The sequence below is a fragment of the Actinoplanes sp. NPDC023801 genome (assembly GCF_040639655.1).
GTDB lineage: Bacteria > Actinomycetota > Actinomycetes > Mycobacteriales > Micromonosporaceae > Actinoplanes.
This window is the reverse complement of the sequence record NZ_JBFAAI010000005.1, coordinates 70145-88911: the sequence shown is the minus strand read 5'-3', so window position 1 is coordinate 88911 and position 18767 is coordinate 70145. Positions and strand designations below refer to the sequence as shown.

Genomic DNA, 18767 nt, shown 5'->3' with positions numbered 1-18767 from the left:
GCGGCCTGCCGTCCCCGCCCGCGGCCCGCCGCCTGCCGGCCGCGGCCCGGCGACCGCGGCGTGGGATGCCGATTATGGTCGGTATCACCCGCGGGTCTGGTGGAACGTGTCCGAGGCTGTTTTCTTCTGTTGACTTCATACATGCAAATGGTTCACTGTGTTTGCAATGTGTCGTTGATCGAAGGGAAACAATCGATGCCGCGATCGCCGGTGAGACCACTGTTCCTCGCCGTCCTGCTCGTTCTGTCCGCCCTGGTCGTCCCCGCCGGCCCTGTCCTGGCGGCGGCGCCCGTGCAGGGGCTCAAGGGTGAGTACTTCCGGATGTCCGCGCCGGGTGCCCGCGACTTCGCTGAACTGGGCGGGATCGTGCTCGACCCGAACATCGATCTGCCCGGCCTGGCCGGCACGTTCGAGTCGCTGACCGGCCGGACCGAGCACACCACCGCCCGCTGGACCGGGAGGATCACCGCACCGGCGACCGGCGACTACACGTTCTCGATGATCGGCGACAACGGGTTCCGTCTCTTCATCGACGAGCGCCCGGTGATCGACCACTGGGTCGGTGACTGGGACCGGGAGCAGGTCAGCGCGCCGGTCCCGCTGGTGGCGGGTGAGGCGCATGACGTACGCATCGAGATGTTTCAGGATGTCGGCGGCGCGAACCTGTTCCTGCGCTGGCAGGGCGCCGGCCTCGAGAAGCAGATCGTGCCAGAGAGCGCTCTCACCCCGCCGGACGGCTTTCAGATCTTTCCGGTGGCGTTCTCCGTCGGCGTGGACGGCGGGACACTGACCGCCGACTTCGACGCGGAGGTCGACGCGGTCGGTGATCTGGCCGCCCATCTCAAGGTCGAGGTCGACACCACCGCTTTCCCGATCCGGAGTGTCCGGAAGGTCCGCGACAGAATCGTCGTCACGCTCGGTGAGAAGGTGCAGAAGGGCCAGAAGGTCCGCGTCAACTACGACGGCGCCGGAGGCCTGGTCGTCGGCGGCGAGACGGTTCCGCAGGTCATCCGCTCGGCGGCGAACGCCTCGGCGCACCGGCTCACCACGCCGTGGGGCGACCGGGTCGACAGCAATCGCCCGCTGCCGGAGTACCCGCGCCCGCAACTGGTCCGCAAGGACTGGCTGAACCTCAACGGACAGTGGGAGTTCGCCGGTGCCGAGGCCGGGGAGCAGCCCGTGTTCGGCCGGCGGCTCCCGGAGCGGATCACCGTGCCGTTCCCGGTCGAGTCACTGCTGTCCGGCATCGAGCGGCGCGAGGACCACATGTTCTACCGCCGGCTCGTCACCGTTCCGGGGAACTGGACGGGCAAGCGGATCAAGCTCAACTTCGGCGCGGTCGACTACGAGGCCCAGGTGTGGGTCAACGGCACGCTCGTCACCACGCACACCGGCGGCTACAACGCGTTCACCGCCGACATCACCGGCGCCCTCAAGCCGCGCGGCCCGCAGGAGATCATCGTCGGCGTCACCGACGTGACCGGGCCGAACCAGCCGAAGGGCAAGCAGTCGCTGAACCCGGGCGGCATCGTCTACGAACCGTCATCGGGCATCTGGCAGACGGTGTGGATGGAACCGGTGGCGCCGGTCGCGGTCGACGACCTCGTCGTCACCCCCGACGTGGCGACCGGATCGGTCACCGTGCGAGTGGGTTCCGCGGCCGATACCGCAGTGGCCATCGTCGCCCGGGACAGACAGGGCAAGGTGGTCGGCAACGCGTCCGCCAGAGCCAACACCGACGTCCAGATCAAGATCGACAGACCACGGCTGTGGAGCCCCGACGACCCCTACCTGTACGACCTCGACGTGAAGCTGGGTCGCGACTCCGTCCGCGGCTACTTCGGGCTGCGCGACGTAGCCGTACGGAATGTCGGTGGTTTTCCGAAACTGGTGTTGAACGGCAAACCGATCTTCTCCCTCGCCACGCTCGACCAGGGTTTCTGGCCGGACGGCCTGTACACCCAGCCCAGTGACGCGGCGTTGCGCTTCGACCTGGTGGAGACCAAGAAACTCGGCTTCAACGCGGTCCGCAAGCACATCAAGGTCGAGTCGGCCCGCTGGTACCGGCACGCCGACGAACTGGGCCTGCTGGTCTGGCAGGACTTCGTGTCGGCCGACATCAACGACACGGCCGGCCAGGAGGCGTTCCTGAGCCAGGGCCGCGAGATGATGCGGCAGCTGCACAACTTCCCGTCGATCATCGGCTGGATCGTGTTCAACGAGGGCTGGGGCGAGTGGAACCGGGAGGAGACCGGCCGGATCGCCGAGCGGATGAAGGCGGCCGACCCGTCCCGGATCCTCAACGCGCACAGCGGCGTGAACTGCTGCAACTCCAAGGGCGACGCCGGCAAGGGTGACGTGATCGACCACCACGACTACGTCAACAACGACCCGCCCTGGCCGGACGCCACCCGCATCGCGATGGACGGCGAGCACGGCGGCTTCACCCTGCGCACACCCGGGCACATGTGGCCCGGCCCGCCGGCCGTCATCTACAGCGGCGTCGCCGACAAGGCGGCCCTGACCGCCAAGTACGTCGACAACACCGAGCGGTTCTACCTGGAGGCCGCCGGCGCCGAGCTGTCCGGTTCGGTCTACACGCAGATCACCGACCTGGAGACCGAACTCAACGGCCTCTGGACCTACGACCGCCGGGAGATCAAGGTCGACCCCGCGGCGGTACGGTCGGTGAACGCGCGCGTCATCGCGGCCGGAGCAGCGTCGGGGCAGGCCCGGACGTACCCCGGCCACGGCGACTGGAACCTGGACGAGGGCAGCGGCACGACCGCCCGTGACAGCGGCGGCGACAGCCACCTCACCCTGACCGGCGACACCTCGTGGACGCCCGGCGAGAGCGGGTCGGCGCTGAAGTTCGACGGCGACGGTGACCACGCCGACACGGCCGCACCGGTTCTGGACACCACGAAGGACTACACGATCGCGGCCTGGGTGACGCTCGACCGGCTGCCCGGCAACTACGCCACCGCGGTCAGCCAGGACGGCCGCCGCACCGAGAATCCCTTCTACCTCCAGTACGGCCAGGGCGCCTTCGCGTTCAGCACGCCCGGCGGCAACCGCGCCCGGCTGGTCACCACGCCGGAGCTGAACCGCTGGTACCACCTGGCCGGAGTCCGGGACCACGCCACCGGCGAGATCCGGTTGTACCTCGACGGGCAGCGGGTCGCCACCGCCGCGGCCGGGCCGGACGTGGTCAGCACCGGGCCGCTGTCGGTGGGCCGGGCCAAGTACGCCGGCAACCGGGTCGACTTCTGGTCCGGCTCGGTCGACCAGGTGCACGCCTTCGGCCGCTCCCTGACCGACGAGGAGGTCGCCGCGCTCCACGCCGCCGAAGCCGACTGAGGCCCAGGTCAGTCCGCCGGCCGTACCCGAGGCGTCCTGCCGGGCACTCTCAAGGTTTCGCGGGTACGGCCGGCGGTTCTGCCGCCGCCGACGCGGCCGGGCGCTCCCAGCGGCGGAACATCGAGCAGAGCCCGGCCAGGGTGAGCGCGAAGACCGGCAGCCACAGCAACCGGTACAGCGGCCACGCCCCGACCGGCTCGTCCAGCAGGCCGGGCAGCCGGCCCGCGAGCAGCCCGGCGAAGGCGACCAGCAACAGGGCACTCTGATGCCAGCAGAACACGGTCATCGCGACCCGGTTCAGCAGGGCGACCGGCGCCCACACGGCTGGTCGCCGCAGCCGGACCGCGAGCCGATCCCGGACCAGCAGGAACACGCCCAGCTGCGCCGACGCCAGGGCCAGCGCGAACAACGACGGCGGGTTGAGGTTCGACCAGCCGTCACCGGGCACACCGACCGCGCTCGCCGGATAGCCGGCCACCAGCACCAGCGCCGCCCCGGCGGCCACGCCCGCCGCCGCCAGGACGAGCCCGGCCCGGCGGGGGAGGACCCCGGCGGCCAGGGCGATGCCCAGCAGGTAGGGCGCGGCCCAGCCGCCCACCGTGGCCACCGGGTGCAGCCACGAGGCGACCTCCAGGTGCCGGCACACGTCACAGACCGCGACCAGCGTGACGAACGGCAGCAGCGACCACAGGCCGTACCGGGCGACCGCGGCCCGCAACACGGGAGCACACACGGTCAGCACCAGGTAGACGACCAGGAACCACATCGGATGTACGAGCAGCGACGACACCACGTGCAACGTGTTGTCCGGCGCGCCGGTCACCCGCAGCAGCAGGTATGCCGGCAGCCACACCGCGGCGAGCACCGCGACCGGGCGGAGCAGGCGGGCGAAGCGGGCGGCCGGAGTGGACCGCGAACCGCCCCGGCGGCCTCCCCGGGCAGCCGCGTAACCGCCGGCGAAGAAGAACAGTCCCAGCGTCTGCAGCACCCACGTCACCGGGATCAGCGCCGGCGCGTCCCGCAGCGGGCTGGCGCCGTGCCACGCCACCGGCCGGGCCGGATCGCTCACCACCGCCGACACCAGCCAGTGCCCCAGGACCACGCCGACGATCGCGAAGGCCCGCAGCGCGTCGATCGTCCGGTCCCGTTGCGCCGGGGTGCCGGTCTCCAGTCGCGTCATCAGACTCACGATAGATCCCCGGCGATACCCGCCAGCGCCGCCAGCGAATCGGTGCCGGGCGTCAGATAGTGATCGTGATCGTGGACGTCCGAGGTGGCGAACCGGCGCGCGCCGAATTCCGCGCCGACCGGCCGGGGGCCGTGACCCACGCCCAGCACCCGCACGGGCGGCGCCCACCGTACCCAGTCGCCGGAACTCTCCCCGGCCCAGACCCGCGCGCCGGTTCCCAGGCCGACGACGGTGTCCACTCCCATGCCGGGACTGCCGAACACGGCGATGTCGGTCACCTGGGGCGGGAGCCGGTCCGCGGCGTACCCGATCACCGTTGACCCGTAACTGTGCCCGAGCAGGGCGATCGTTGCCTCCGGGCGCAGCGCGGCCAGGCCGTCCACGAACCGGGCCAGCTGCTTCGCCCCGGCCCGGGCCAGGGTGGCCCGGCCGGCCTCGTCGAAGCCCTGCGGCGTGTCGTAGCCGAGCCAGGCGATCACCGCGCCGCCGGAACCCGCGCCGGCCCGCCACAGGCCGGCGGCCTGCACCGCCGGGGACCGGTGCGGATGCCCGCCCACGCCGCGCCAGAAGTTCCACAGCCGGTTCGTCATGCCGGGCACCAGGACCGCGACGCGCCGGGCCGTCGGCAGATCGCCGAACACCTGGGCGACCCGGCCCCGGCCGCGCGGGTCGAACAGCAGGAAGTTGCCGTCCGGGCGATCGATGCCGGCCGCGAGCATCGAGCGGCGGTTCGCCTCGTACCGCAGAGTGATCGGTGCGCCGTCCAGATTGCCGACCACCCCGGGATACTCGGCGGCCAGCTCGTGCCGCCCGGCCGCCGGGACGGAGGCGAACCAGTCGCGGACCGTCCGCGGATCGGCGGTCCGCGGCTCCGGCGGATCACGTGGGTCGGCCCGCCAACCGGCGGCGCCCACCGGTGACAGGTCCGGAAGCGTGACGGGCGCGGCCAGCACCGAACCCGTCGACGGCGCCACGATCACCGCGAGGATCGCCAGCGCTGCCCGGAACCGTTTGATCAGCATCATGGTGACGACGGTGCCGGGACACCCGTACCGGACACATCGGCCCGTGGAGGGCAACGGCGTAGGCCCCCGGGCTTACGCCCGTGAGCCGATGCCGGGCGATCTCGGCGTCGTTACGATCGGCGCCATGCCTACCGCCCAGAAACGGACGGGTGGTGCGCTGGCCTGGGGCTTCGCGCTCCTGTTCCCGTTCGCCCTGTTCCTCGCCACCCATTTGCCCGGCTACCCGGGAGACCTTCTCGTGGTGCCCGCGGTCGGCCTGTCCCTGCTGCTGCCGCTGGGGCTGGTCCGCCGCAATCCCGTCGCGGCGCTCCTCGTCGTACTGGCCGGTGTGAGCGCCGTGCTGCTCGTCGTCTTCGACGGGATCTACGGCCGCACCCTGGTGGTGATCCTGGTCGTCGTGTCCGACGTGGTGGTGGGTCAGGTCGCGGCCACCCGGCCGCGGCGGACGTCCATCCCGGCGGCCGCTCTCGCCGCGGGTGTCGAAGGGACGATGGCCGTCATCGTCGGGGAATTCGACGACGTGCCGGCCACGACCGTCGTCGTGCTGCTGGGTGTCGTCACCGCCTGGGTCATCGGTGACTCGGTCCGGCAGCGCCGCCGGCACGCCGCCGAAAAGGTGGAACAGGCCGAGGCCCGGGCCGTGGAGGCCGAGCGGCTGCGGATCGCCCGCGAACTGCACGACATGGTCGCGCACAGCATCGCCGTGATCGCCGTGCAGGCCGGGGTGGGGCGCCGGGTCATCGACACCCAGCCGGCGGAGGCCCGTACCGCGCTCGCCAACATCGAGGACACCAGCCGGGACACCGCGGCGGCGCTGCGCCGGATGCTGGGCACGCTGCGGCGTACCGACACAGCGGCCGGACCGGCCCCGCGTGACCCCGCACCGGGCCTGGCCGACCTCGACGGCCTGGTCGTCCGCAGCGCGCAGGCCGGTGTGGAGGTACGCGTACGGCGCGAGGGCGAGCCGGCGCCGCTGCCGCCGGACATCGACCTGTCCGCGTTCCGGATCGTCCAGGAGGCGGTCACCAACGTGATCCGGCACGCCGGGGCGGGCCACTGCGACGTCGGTATCCGCCGGGACGGCGACACCCTCGCCATCGAGGTTGCCGACGACGGCACCGGTGCGGGGAACGGTCCGGGCACCGGCGGCGGCAACGGCCTGACCGGCATGCGGGAACGGGTCAGCCTGCTCGGCGGCGAGTTCACGGCCGGCCCGCGGCCGGACGGCGGCTTCCTGGTCACCGCGCGCATCCCGCTGCCCGGCGGCACGCGATGAGCATCCGGGTGGTGCTTGCCGACGACCAGCCGCTGATCCGCAGCGGGCTGCGGGTGCTCATCAACGACGCCGACGACATCGAGGTGGTCGGTGAGGCCGCCAACGGCGCCGAGGCGGTCCGGCTGGCCCGCGAGCTGCAGCCGGACGTGGTGGTCATGGACATCCGGATGCCGGTGATGGACGGCATCGAGGCGACCGGGCACGTCGTGGCCGGATCCGGTCCGGTCCGGGTTCTGGTGCTCACCACGTTCGACGACGACGAGTACGTGTACGCGGCCCTGCGCGCCGGGGCCAGCGGCTTCCTGGTCAAGGACATGGCCCTCGAGGACATCCTGGGCGCCGTCAGAGTCGTCGCCGCCGGGGACGCGCTGATCGCCCCGAGCATCACCCGCCGCCTGATCCAGCACTTCACCGGCGACGCTCCGGCTCCGGCGTCCGCCCGCCGGAGGGCGGACGAGCAGATCACCGAGCGGGAACGTGAGGTGCTGACGCTCGTCGGCCGCGGCCGGTCGAACGCCGAGATCGCCGAGGATCTGCACATCAGCCCGGCCACCGCGAAGGCCCACGTGGCCCGGCTGTTCACCAAGCTCGACGCCCGCGACCGGGTGCACCTGGTGATCATCGCCTACGAGCGGGGCCTGGTCGTCCCACCGCGGTGACCGTACCGGCGAGGGGCCACGGGAGGGCGATTCCAATCGATGAACGTCGCTTGACACCCGCATTGAATCGTTCACATACTCAGGAGCTGGCCGCGACGTCGCGGCCGCGAGCCACCCCGAGGCTCGTTTCAACCGCGCTTTCCCCGAGCGCGGTCCGTGTGTCCCCGTTCCTGCACACGTTGGGATCCCCATGTATTTCTCTGCCATGCCCTCCCGCGGGCGAAGAGCCCTCCCCGTCGTCGCGACCGCGGCCACCGCCGTGCTGCTGCTGGCCGGTGTCACCGCCGCCGACGCCGGCACGGACGCCCCGGCCCCGCCGCCGGCGGCCGCACCGTCCGCCCGTACGACCGAGAATCTTGATCGTGGTCTGATCAGCCTGCGCTCGAAGCAGGGCAACTTCCTGTCCTGGCGGCTGCTCGCCTCCGACCCGGCCGGGGTGGCGTTCAACGTCTACCGCGGCTCGGTCAAGGTCAACAACACCCCGATCACCGCCGGTACGAACTTCACCGACACCGGAGCCCCCGCCGGCGCCGCCTACACCGTGCGGCCGGTCGTCGCCGGTGCCGAGGTGGCCACCCTCGCGGCCGGGGAACCCACGGTGGGCCTGCTCGCGGCCTACCAGGACGTGCCGATCCAGATCCCGGCCGGCGGCACCACCCCGGACGGGGTGAACTACACCTACGCCGCCAACGACGCGTCGGTCGGTGACCTCGACGGTGACGGCCAGTACGAGATCGTCCTCAAGTGGGACCCGTCGAACGCCAAGGACAACTCGCAGTCCGGCTACACCGGCAACGTCTTCATCGACGCGTACAAACTCAACGGCACCCGGCTGTGGCGCATCGACCTGGGCCGCAACATCCGGGCCGGCGCCCACTACACCCAGTTCCAGGTCTTCGACTACGACGGCGACGGCCGGGCCGAGGTGGCCATGAAGACCGCCGACGGTACGCGGGACGGCGGCGGCGTGGTGATCGGCAGCTCCAGCGCCGACCACCGCAACTCCTCCGGCTACATCCTCACCGGCCCCGAGTTCCTGACCGTCTTCAACGGGCAGACCGGCCGCGCCATGGCCACCGCCAGCTACGTGCCGGCCCGCGGCACCGTCTCGTCGTGGGGCGACTCGTACGGCAACCGCGTCGACCGGTTCCTGGCCGGGACCGCGTACCTCAACGGGTCGTACCCGAGCATCATCATGGCCCGTGGCTACTACACCCGCAGCGTGATCGCGGCCTGGGACTTCCGCAACGGCACCCTGACCCGCAGGTGGACCTTCGACAGCAGCTCCTCCACCAACGGCTCGGCCTGGGCCGGGCAGGGCAACCACCAGTTGTCGATCGCCGACGTCGACGCCGACGGCCGGGACGAGATCATGTACGGCGCGATGGCCGTCGACGACAACGGCTCCGGGCTGTGGACCACGGGCCGCGGCCACGGCGACGCCTACCACGTCAGCGACCTGATCCCCAGCCGTGCCGGGCAGGAGGTCTTCAAGGTCTCCGAGGACGGGTCCAAGCCCACCATGTGGATGGCCGACGCGCGTACCGGCTCGCTGATCTGGTCCGCTCCGTCGTGCGGCTGCGACAACGGCCGCGGCGTCTCGGCCGACATCTGGGCCGGCAGCCCCGGCGCCGAGTCGTGGTCCTCGTCCGTCGACGGCCTGCGCAACACCGGCGGCGCGAATATCGGCCGTAAGCCGTCGTCGTCGAACTTCGTCATCTGGTGGGACGGCGACGCCCAGCGCGAACTGCTGGACCAGACCCGGATCGACAAGTACGGCACCGGCGGCGACACCCGGCTGCTGACCGCCAGCGGCGTGCACTCCAACAACGGCACCAAGGCCACACCGTCCCTGCAGGCCGACATCCTCGGCGACTGGCGTGAGGAGGTCATCTGGCCGACCACGAACAACACCGCGCTGCGGATCTACTCGACCACCGACCCGACCAGCATCTCGCGGCCCTCGCTGATGCAGGACCGCCAGTACCGGGAGGCGGTGGCCTGGCAGAACACCGCATACAACCAGCCGCCGCACCCGAGCTTCGCCATCGGCTGAACGGACGACCCCGGGGCGGCGGCTGGTGCCGCCGCCCCACCGAACAGGTGTGTCAGTCGACACGGATCCGACATTCAGCCGTCATTGTTCATCTACCACCCGTAGTTTCGAGTGCTGGCCCGGACGGCCCGGATACCCGTGCCGTCCGGCAGCCGAAGCACAGGTGGAGATGGAGCGCGCTCAGTGACCGTCACGTTCGATCCGCGATTGATCGACCTTCCCGAGACAGTTCTGGCGCCCGAGGCACCGGCGGTGTTCCGGTCCCGCTCCGTCCCGCTGCGCCGCACCCTGGTCGACATCCTCGACGCCACGGTGCTGGCCCATGGCGGATCCCCGGCGATCGACGCCGGCGCCACCACGCTCACCTACCGGGAACTGGCCGGCGAGGTGGAGGCGCTGCGGGCGACCTTGCGCGGGCACGGCATCGGCGTCGGCGACCGGGTCGGCATCCGGATCTCCTCCGGTACGGCCGAGCTCTACCTCGCGATCCTCGGCGTGCTGGCGGCGGGCGCGGCGTACGTGCCGGTCGACGCCGACGATCCGGACGAGCGGGCCGAACTGGTCTTCGCCGAGGCGGACGTCTGTGCCGTCCTCGGTGACGGCCTCACCGTGTCGCCCCGCCGCGCCCCGGTGGGACGGCCCGGACGGCCCGGCCCGGCCGACGACGCCTGGATCATCTTCACGTCCGGATCCACCGGCACCCCGAAGGGCGTGGCCGTTCCGCACGGTGCCGCGGCGGCGTTCGTGGACGCCGAGGCGCAGCTGTTCCTCACCGACGACGACGTCGAACCGCTCGGCCAGGACGATCGTGTCCTGGCCGGCCTGTCGGTCGCGTTCGACGCCTCTTGCGAGGAGATGTGGCTGGCCTGGCGGCACGGTGCCTGCCTGGTGCCGGCCGCGCGGTCACTGGTCCGCAGCGGCGTCGACCTGGGCCCGTGGCTCGCCGAGCAGCGCATCACGGTGGTGTCCACGGTGCCTACGCTCGCCGCGTTGTGGCCGGCCGAGGCGCTCGAGGACGTCCGGTTGCTCATCTTCGGTGGCGAGGCGTGCCCGCCCGAGCTGGCCGAGCGGCTGGCCGTCGAGGGGCGCGAGCTGTGGAACACGTACGGCCCGACCGAGGCCACCGTCGTGGCGTGTGCCGCCCGGATGACCGGCGAGGGGCCGGTGCGGATCGGGCTGCCCCTGGACGGCTGGGAACTCGCCGTCGTCGACGAGTCCGGCGAGCCGGTCGCGATGGGGCAGACCGGTGAGCTGGTGATCGGCGGTGCCGGCCTGGCGCGCTACCTCGACGCCGCCAAGGACGCCGAGAAGTTCGCGCCGCTTCCCGCCCTCGACTGGGCGCGGGCGTACCGCAGCGGTGACATCGTGCGCGCCGAACCCGAGGGCCTGCTGTTCCTGGGCCGCGGCGACGAGCAGGTGAAACTGGGCGGCCGCCGGATCGAGCTGGGTGAGGTGGACGCCGCCCTGCAGGCGTTGCCCGGGGTCGCGGGCGCGGCCGCCGCGGTCAAGCGGACCACCGCCGGCAACCAGCTCCTGGTCGGCTACCTGGTGCCGCACGAGGGTGCCGGGTTCGACGTCGAGGCCGCCTCCCGGCGGATCCGCGAGCAGCTGCCGGCCGCGCTCGTCCCGCTGCTGGCCGTGGTGGACGCGCTGCCGACCCGTACGTCCGGAAAGGTGGACCGGGCGGCACTGCCCTGGCCGCTGACCGCCGGCGGGGACACCGCGGACGGGGAGCTTACCGCGGCGCAGGAGTGGCTGGCCGGCGGCTGGGAGCAGATCCTCGGGATCCGGCCGGCCGAGCCGGGGGCGGACTTCTTCAGCAGCGGCGGCAGCAGCCTGAACGCGGCTCAGCTGGTGGCCTGGATCCGGCGGGAGCACCCGCGGGTGTCGGTGGCCGACGTCTACCAGAACCCGAGGCTGTCGCAGATGGCGGCGGTGATCGAAGGGCTGGGCACCGAGACCGCGGTACGCCGTGAGGTGCGGCCCACGCCCCGGCGCACCGGGTTCCTCCAGGCCCTGCTGATCCTGCCGATGCTGGCGCTGGTGGGGCTCCGCTGGCTCACCGTCCTGGCCGCGGCGGGCAACGTCACCGGACTGCTGCCGGCGGTCTCCTGGTGGTGGCTCGCGGCGGCGGGTCTCGCGCTGTTCAGCCCGCCGGGACGGATCGTCCTGGCGGCGGGCGCGGCCCGCCTGCTGCTGCGCGGTGTCGGTCCCGGGACGTATCCGCGCGGCGGCGCGGTGCACCTGCGGTTGTGGGCGGCCGAACGGTTCGCGGAGCTGACCGGCGCCACCGGGGTGGCCGGGGCGGGCTGGATGATCACGTACGCGAAACTGCTCGGCGCGCGACTCGGCCGCAACGTCGACCTGCACTCCGCGCCACCGGTCACCGGGCTGCTGAGACTCGGCCGTGGTGCGGCCATCGAGCCCGAGGTGGACCTCTCCGGCCACTGGGTGGACGGTGACGTGGTGCGGGTCGGCACGGTACGGGTCGGAGCCGGCGGCCGGGTCGGCGCCCGGAGCACGCTGATGCCCGGTGCCCGGGTCGGCAAGGGCGCGGAGATCGCCGCCGGTTCCACCGTGACCGGGGCGGTACCGGCGAACCAGCACTGGGGCGGCTCCCCGGCGGTTCCCGCCGCGGGCAAGGGTGCTACCGCCTGGCCGGACCGGCGTCCGGCGCGGTCCCGGCTCAGTGACGGGTCCTGGGTGGCGGCCTACCGGCTGACCGCGCTCGCGCTGGCCCTGGTGCCGGTGGTCGCGGCCCTGCCGGCGCTGGCCGTGCTGGGCGGTGCGTTCGCGGACGGGATCACGCCCGGCAGCGCGCTGTTCGCGGTCCCGGTCGCGTCCGTCGCCTACCTCGCCGGTTACGCCCTGGTCGTGCTGGTCGCCGTGCGCCTGCTCGGCATCGGGCTGCGGGAGGGGTTCCACCCGGTCCAGGGGCGGGTCGCCTGGCAGGTGTGGACCACCGAGCACCTGATGGGGATGGCTCGGGTCGCGCTGTTCCCGATCTACTCGAGCCTGTTCACACCGGTCTGGTTGCGGCTGCTCGGCGCGAAGGTGGGCCGCGGCACGGAGATCTCGACGGTGCTCGCCGTGCCGTCGATGACGACCGTCGACGACGGGGCGTTCCTGGCCGACGACACGATGGTCGCCACGTACGAGCTCAGCCACGGCTGGCTGCGCGTCGCTCCGGCCCGGATCGGCAAGCAGGCGTTCCTCGGCAACTCCGGGATGGCGGCGCCCGGCCGGTCGGTGCCGAAGCGTGGCCTCGTCGGGGTGCTGTCGTCGGCGCCACGCAAGGCCAAGAAGGGCTCGTCGTGGCTGGGTGCCCCGCCGATGCCGCTGCGCCGCGTCGTTGGTACGGCCGACACCGGCCGGACCTTCGACCCTCCGCTGCGGCTCAAGGTGGCCCGGGCCGTGATCGAACTGTGCCGCGTGGTCCCGGTCGTCTGCGCCGGGGGGCTGGCGCTCCTGGTCCTCACCGCTCTCGGGCTGATCTGGCGTACCGCGGGCGGCGTGGTGGCCGTGCTCGCCGCGGGGCCGGTGCTGCTCACCGCCGCCATCGTCGCGGCGCTGACCGCGACCGCCGCGAAGTGGCTGTTGGTCGGCCGGTTCCGGGTCACCGAGCGGGCGTTGTGGACGTCGTTCGTCTGGCGTAACGAGCTCGCCGACACGTTCGTCGAGGTGCTGGCCGCGCCGTGGCTGTTCCGGATCGCGACCGGGACGCCCCTGCTCACCATGTGGCTGCGTACGCTCGGGGCGAGGATCGGTCGTGGGGTGTGGCTGGAGACGCTCTGGCTGCCGGAGTTCGATCTGGTCCGGCTGGGTGCCGGCGCGACCGTGAACCGGGGGTGTGTCGTGCAGACCCACCTGTTCCATGATCGGATCATGAGCATGGATGAGGTCACCCTGGGCGCGGGCGCCACGCTCGGCCCGCACGGGATCGTGCTGCCCGGAGCCGGCATCGGCGCGCGGACCACCGTGGGACCCGGCTCGCTGGTCACCCGCGGCGACGCCGTGCCCGCCGACACCCGCTGGCTCGGCAACCCGATCGCGACCTGGCCGGTGACCGCCTCCCGCCGGGCATGAGCCCGGTGGGCGGGCCGGTCGGTCCCGCACCCGGCGCCGACCGGTCGACCGATCCGTACCTGCCCGAGCACGGCAACGGTGGCTACCGGGTGCTCCACTACGATCTCGACCTGGACTACCGGGTGGTGTCGAACCGGCTCGCCGGCAAGGCGGTGATCACCGGTCGGGCCGTCCACTCGCTGTCCCGGTTCAGCCTCGACCTAGCACCCCGGCTCCGGGTCCGCGACGTCCGGGTGGACGGTCGCGCGGCGCGGTTCGAACACCGGCTGGGCAAGCTGCGGATCAAGCCGGAGCGGCCGATCGGTTACGGCTCCGCTTTCAAGATCGAGATTCGGTACGGCGGCAAGCCCGCGCCGGTCTCCGGACGGTGGGGCGACATCGGCTGGGACGAACTGACCGACGGTGTGCTCGTGGCGAGCCAGCCCAACGGGGCGCCGTCCTGGTTCCCGTGCAACGACCGGCCCGACGACAAGGCGAGCTTCCTGGTGACGCTGACCGTCGCCGCGCCGTACACCGTGCTGGTCACCGGCGACCTGGTGGTGCGGCGCCGCGGGCCGGGCACGATCACCTGGGTGTACGAGCGCAACGAGCCCACCTCGCCGTACCTGATGAGTGTGCAGATCGGTCGCTACGACCTGGTCGAGCTGGCCACCGGCGGGGTCACCCAGCGGGCCGCCGTGCCGGCCCGGCTGCGCACGGCGCTGCGGCACGACCTCGGGCGGCACGGCGAGATCATGACGGTGCTGGAGTGGCTGTTCGGGCCGTACCCGTTCCGGGAGTACGTCGTGGTGATCGTCGACGACGACCTGGACGACCCGGTCGAGGCGCAGGGGATGGCCGTCTTCGGGCGCAACCACCTGGACGGCCGGCGCACCCACGAGCGACTGGTCGTGCACGAGCTGGCCCACCAGTGGTTCGGCAACAGTCTCACGGTCGCCGACTGGCGGCAGATCTGGCTCAACGAGGGCTTCGCCACGTACGCCGAATGGTTGTGGTCCGGCGCTTCCGGCGGACCGTCGACGAACGCGCACGCCGCCCAGTGGCACGCCCGGCTCGCGGCGCAGCCGGCGGACCTCACGGTCGCCGACCCGGGGGTGAACCGGATGTTCGACCCGCTCGTCTACAAGCGTGGCGCGCTGACGCTGCACGCTCTGCGCGCGGCGCTGGGGGAGCGGGCGTTCTTCGCGTTCCTGCGCTCGTGGGCCGCTGAGAACCGGCATCGCACGGTGACGACGGCTCAGTTCCGGCAGCACGCCGCGCGGTTCGCGCCCAGTTCGCTGGACGAGCTGTTCACGGCGTGGCTGGACCGTCCGGCCCTGCCGCCGCTGCCGAGGATCTGACAGCGGCGGCAGGGCCGGTTTCTACCGGGTCAGCCCACCCGCCAGAGCTGCGCGGCCAGGCCGTTGCAGGGGTAGAGGGACAGGCGGGCGCCGTTGGCGGCGTCCCAGTTGTAGTTGTCCAGGCATGAGTTGCCGGCCACGTTGCGCAGCGAGAACCAGCCGTTGCCCCGGTCCTGGACGATCCACTGCTGAGCGGTGGAGCCGTTGCAGCCGGTGAGGCCGACGTCGGCGTTCGACCCGGTGCTGCCGGTCACGTTGGTCAGGCAGGTGCCGGTGTTGCGGTTGCGGATCTCGTAATGGGTGCCGTTGCGGTAGTTCCACTCGAACTGCTGCGCCGTGCCGCCGTTGCAGTCGTAGAGGCGGACCAGGGCGCCGGGCGTGGTGTCCCGGTTCCAGTTGTCGACGCACCGGTTGCTGTGCTGGCCGCGGATGCCGGGGTTGACGACGGTGCTCGGGATCGGCTGGCCGAAGAACGGGTCACCGTTCTCCCGCCACAGCAGCTGCTGAACGCGGGTGTGCCGGTTGGGGTCGGTCAGCGCGTCCGGGGTCGGCGTGGCGTAGTCGCGGGCGTGGTAGACCAGCATGTCCGTGACGCCGTCCTCGGCGACCGTGAAGCTGCCGTGACCGGGGCCGTACACGCCGTTCGCGGTCTGGAACACCGGGTTCGGATGCTTGTACCAGGACGCGGGGTTGAGCAGGTCCGCGGTGTCCCAGGAGGACAGCAGCCCCAGCTTGTAGCGGGAGTCGGTGGCCGAGGCCGAGTAGGCGATGTACACCCGGCCGTTCCGGACCAGCGGTGACGGGCCTTCGACGACGCCGGCCACGCCCTCCTTCTCCCAGGCCACGGTCGGCCGGGCGATCTCCACGGCGCTGCCGGTGATCGCGGTCGGGCCGCTCATCCGGGCGATGTACATGTGGCTGTTGAAGTTCGTCGACGGGCTGTCCTGCGCCCAGGCGAAGTAGCGGACGCCCTTGTTGACGAAGACCGCCGGGTCGAGCTGGAACGACTCCCAGCCGGTGTTGAACCGCTGGGGCGCGCTCCAGGTGCCGGTCATCGGGTTGGCGCTGGTGTTGCGGATCCAGTACAGCCGCTGGTCGAAACGCGCGGTGTTCGGGGAGGCGGAGAAGTACATGTACCAGGCACCGTCGATGTACTGGATGTCCGGCGCCCAGATCCAGCCGCTGAGCGCGCCGCTGGACGGCGCCACGAACGCGTTGGACGTCGCGGCGCTGCCGAGTCCCTGCAGTGTGGTCGCGCGGCGCAGCTCGACGCGCTTGTAGTCGGGCACTGACGCGGTCATGTAGTAGTAGCCGTCGGTGTGCTTGAAGATCGCGGTGTCGGCGCGCTGTTTGATGACCGGGTTGGTGATCGAGATGAACTGGGCGGACGCCGGTGCGGCGAGTCCGGCCAGCAGCACGACCATCAGGGCCAGCACGACCGTGACCTTGCGACGGAGGCGAGCGGGGAGACCCATCGGAGACTTCCTTGCAGGCGGGGGACGGTACGAGGTGTGATCGCTAACATGCACGCCGATTCGAAGCACGTCAAGAAACCTCGTGGAAATCGTCGGTTCGCGAGGAATCGACAGTCTTGTTAACTCTGTCTATGTCTCGTAACATGCCGGTCATTCTTGTTAGCGCTAACGGGAGGAGTCGCATGAGTCTGCGAAGCCTGGTCACCGCGTTGCTGACGGCGATCGCGGTCGTCGTGACCGTCGGCGCCGGCCCGGCCCCGAGCAGCGCCGCCCCCGGCGCGTCCTTTCAGAACCCGGTCGTCGGAGCTCCCAACAGCGCCGACCCGTGGCTGGGATACCACAATGGCAGCTACTACTACGCCGCCACTACCTGGACCGGCCGCGTCCTGATCCGCAAGTCACCCACCCTCGCCGGGCTGCGGACCGCCGCCGAGACGACCGTGTTCACCATGTCGCAGCCCAACGCTGTGTCGAACATGTGGGCACCGAGCCTGCACCTGCTCAACGGGCCCAACGGGCAGCGCTGGTACCTGTACTACTCGGCCGGCCCGTCGGCATGCTGCGGCGGTCAGCGTCAGCACGTGCTGGAGAGCGCCGGCACCGACCCAATGGGGCCCTACACCTACAAGGGCCCCTTGATCCTCATGCCGGGCAACGGCTGGTCCATCGACGGCAGCGTGATGACCGTCGGCGGCGTCAACTACTTCGTGTACTCCGCCTTCAACAACAACATCGGCTTCGAGAACGGCGGCCTGCAGAGCCTCTACATCACCCGGCTCACCAACCCGTGGACGCCCGCCGCCCTCGGCACGATCATCTCCGAACCCACCCTCGCCTGGGAACGCGTCGGCAACCCGGTCAACGAGGGGCCGTACGTGCTGCAGCGGGGCGGGCGCACCTTCCTGACCTACTCGGCCAGCTACTGCGGCACCCCCGACTACAAGATCGGCTCGCTCGAGCTGACCGGCTCCGACCCGCTCAGCCGCGGCTCGTGGACCAAGATCGCCAACCCGCTGTTCCAGCGCAGCGACGCCAACGGTGTGTACGGCCCGGCGCACCACAGCTTCTTCAAGTCGCCGGACGGCACCGAGGACTGGATCGTCTACCACGCCAACGACTCCGCCTCGCAGGGATGCGGGACCACCCGTACCAGCCGCGCGCAGCGCATCTCCTGGAACGCCGACGGCACGCCCAGCCTCGGCGTCCCGGTCTCCACCACGACGGTCATGGCCGGGCCCTCCGGCGAGCTCGGCAATCCGGGCGCGGTCACGGTCCAGCGCCTCCAGTCCTACAACTTCCCCGACCGATACGTACGCCACACGAACTACGCCACCCGCATCGACGCGAACGTGACCCCGGCGCTGGACTCCCGGTTCCGCGTGGTGGCCGGTCTGGCCGACAGCACCGCCGTGTCGTTCGAGTCGGTCAACTTCCCCGGTCACTACCTGCGGCACAACAACTACGTGCTGCGCCTCGAGGCGAACAACGGGTCGGCGACGTTCCGGCAGGACGCCACGTTCCGGCAGGTCGCCGGACTGGCCGACGCGGCCTGGTCGTCGTTCCGGTCGTACAACTTCCCGGACCGCTACCTCCGGCACAGCGACTACCAGCTGAGGATCGACCCGATCGCCACCGCGGCCGACCGCGCCGACGCCACGTTCCGCCGCGCGTCCTGACACCCCTCCCGCAACGTGGTGACCTGTGGTGCACCTGCGGGCGCTGGTCACCACGTTGCGCCGCGGCGAGCGTCGCGTGGAGATTTGTGGTGCGCCCGTGGGCGCTGGTCACCACGTTGCGGTGGGGCGTGAGGGCGCCGACGACTCCGCGGCGGGGTGACCCGGCGAGGTAGGGTCGGCTGATCGAAGGGGGCGGATCGGGCGTGGGGGTCGAGCAGCGGGTCCGGCGGGCATGGCATGCCGCCGTACTGGTGCTGGTGCTCGGCGCCGCCTGGATCGCCCTGTTCGGCGTGGGCCGCGGGGACCGGTCCCCGGCGGGTGAGGCGTCCCGCCCGGCCGTGTCGGCCGCTGTGCCGCAACCCGTCGCGCCGATGCTGCGTGAGGCCCGCCTGACCGGCAAACCGGTCGCGAGCGCGCTGCTGCTGTTCGCCGCCCTGATCGCCGCACTCCTGCTGGGCGTGCGGCGGCATCGGTGGCCGGTCGCCGCGCCGGCGAGTGCGACCGCGACCCCCTCGACACTCCTCTCCACGTTCCGGGGACGGGCACCGCCACGCCTGCCGGCGTAGTCGAGTCCCTTTCCCTTTCACCCGCTGCGGCGCCCGACGGCAGCCGCGCGGGTCTTCCC

The 18767-nt window shown here is 71.6% G+C and carries 11 protein-coding genes; 8 read left to right on the top strand and 3 right to left on the bottom strand.

What is annotated here, in order from left to right:
* Positions 1-210 precede the first annotated feature (210 nt).
* Positions 211-3360, top strand: coding sequence for a LamG-like jellyroll fold domain-containing protein (locus AB0G04_RS12365; protein ID WP_360980974.1), 3150 nt, complete (start codon positions 211-213; stop codon positions 3358-3360).
* Between the two features lie 49 nt (positions 3361-3409).
* Here AB0G04_RS12365 and AB0G04_RS12360 read toward each other — a convergent pair whose 3' ends face one another.
* Together AB0G04_RS12360 and AB0G04_RS12355 are read right to left on the bottom strand one after the other, a co-directional pair.
* Positions 3410-4540, bottom strand: a complete 1131-nt coding sequence (locus tag AB0G04_RS12360; protein WP_360980971.1) for an acyltransferase — start codon at positions 4538-4540, stop codon at positions 3410-3412.
* A gap of 5 nt (positions 4541-4545) precedes the next feature.
* Positions 4546-5574: an alpha/beta hydrolase gene (locus AB0G04_RS12355; RefSeq protein ID WP_360980968.1), complete on the bottom strand. Its 1029-nt coding sequence runs from the start codon at positions 5572-5574 to the stop codon at positions 4546-4548.
* Between the two features lie 124 nt (positions 5575-5698).
* Here AB0G04_RS12355 and AB0G04_RS12350 point away from each other — a divergent pair, with 124 nt between their 5' ends.
* From AB0G04_RS12350 to AB0G04_RS12330, 5 genes are all read left to right on the top strand, one after another.
* Positions 5699-6850, top strand: coding sequence for a histidine kinase (locus AB0G04_RS12350; protein WP_360980965.1), 1152 nt, complete (start codon positions 5699-5701; stop codon positions 6848-6850).
* A complete protein-coding gene (locus AB0G04_RS12345) occupies positions 6847-7509 on the top strand; it encodes a response regulator transcription factor (RefSeq protein ID WP_360980962.1) in 663 nt (220 codons plus the stop codon). The genes AB0G04_RS12350 and AB0G04_RS12345 overlap by 4 nt, the downstream gene beginning before the upstream one ends.
* Positions 7510-7699: 190 nt before the next feature.
* A complete protein-coding gene (locus tag AB0G04_RS12340) occupies positions 7700-9565 on the top strand; it encodes a rhamnogalacturonan lyase (RefSeq protein WP_360980959.1) in 1866 nt (621 codons plus the stop codon).
* A 183-nt stretch (positions 9566-9748) separates the two neighbouring features.
* On the top strand, positions 9749-13651 hold the full coding sequence (locus AB0G04_RS12335) for a Pls/PosA family non-ribosomal peptide synthetase (protein ID WP_360980956.1): 3903 nt from the start codon (positions 9749-9751) through the stop codon (positions 13649-13651).
* Positions 13648-14991, top strand: coding sequence for a M1 family metallopeptidase (locus AB0G04_RS12330; RefSeq protein WP_360980953.1), 1344 nt, complete (start codon positions 13648-13650; stop codon positions 14989-14991). The genes AB0G04_RS12335 and AB0G04_RS12330 overlap by 4 nt, the downstream gene beginning before the upstream one ends.
* A 29-nt stretch (positions 14992-15020) precedes the next feature.
* Here AB0G04_RS12330 and AB0G04_RS12325 read toward each other — a convergent pair whose 3' ends face one another.
* Positions 15021-16466, bottom strand: a complete 1446-nt coding sequence (locus tag AB0G04_RS12325; protein ID WP_360980950.1) for a family 43 glycosylhydrolase — start codon at positions 16464-16466, stop codon at positions 15021-15023.
* Between the two features lie 182 nt (positions 16467-16648).
* Here AB0G04_RS12325 and AB0G04_RS12320 point away from each other — a divergent pair, with 182 nt between their 5' ends.
* Positions 16649-18142, top strand: a complete 1494-nt coding sequence (locus AB0G04_RS12320) for a family 43 glycosylhydrolase (protein ID WP_360980947.1) — start codon at positions 16649-16651, stop codon at positions 18140-18142.
* A 203-nt stretch (positions 18143-18345) separates the two neighbouring features.
* A complete protein-coding gene (locus AB0G04_RS12315; RefSeq protein WP_360980944.1) occupies positions 18346-18708 on the top strand; it encodes a hypothetical protein in 363 nt (120 codons plus the stop codon).
* Positions 18709-18767: the final 59 nt, after the last annotated feature.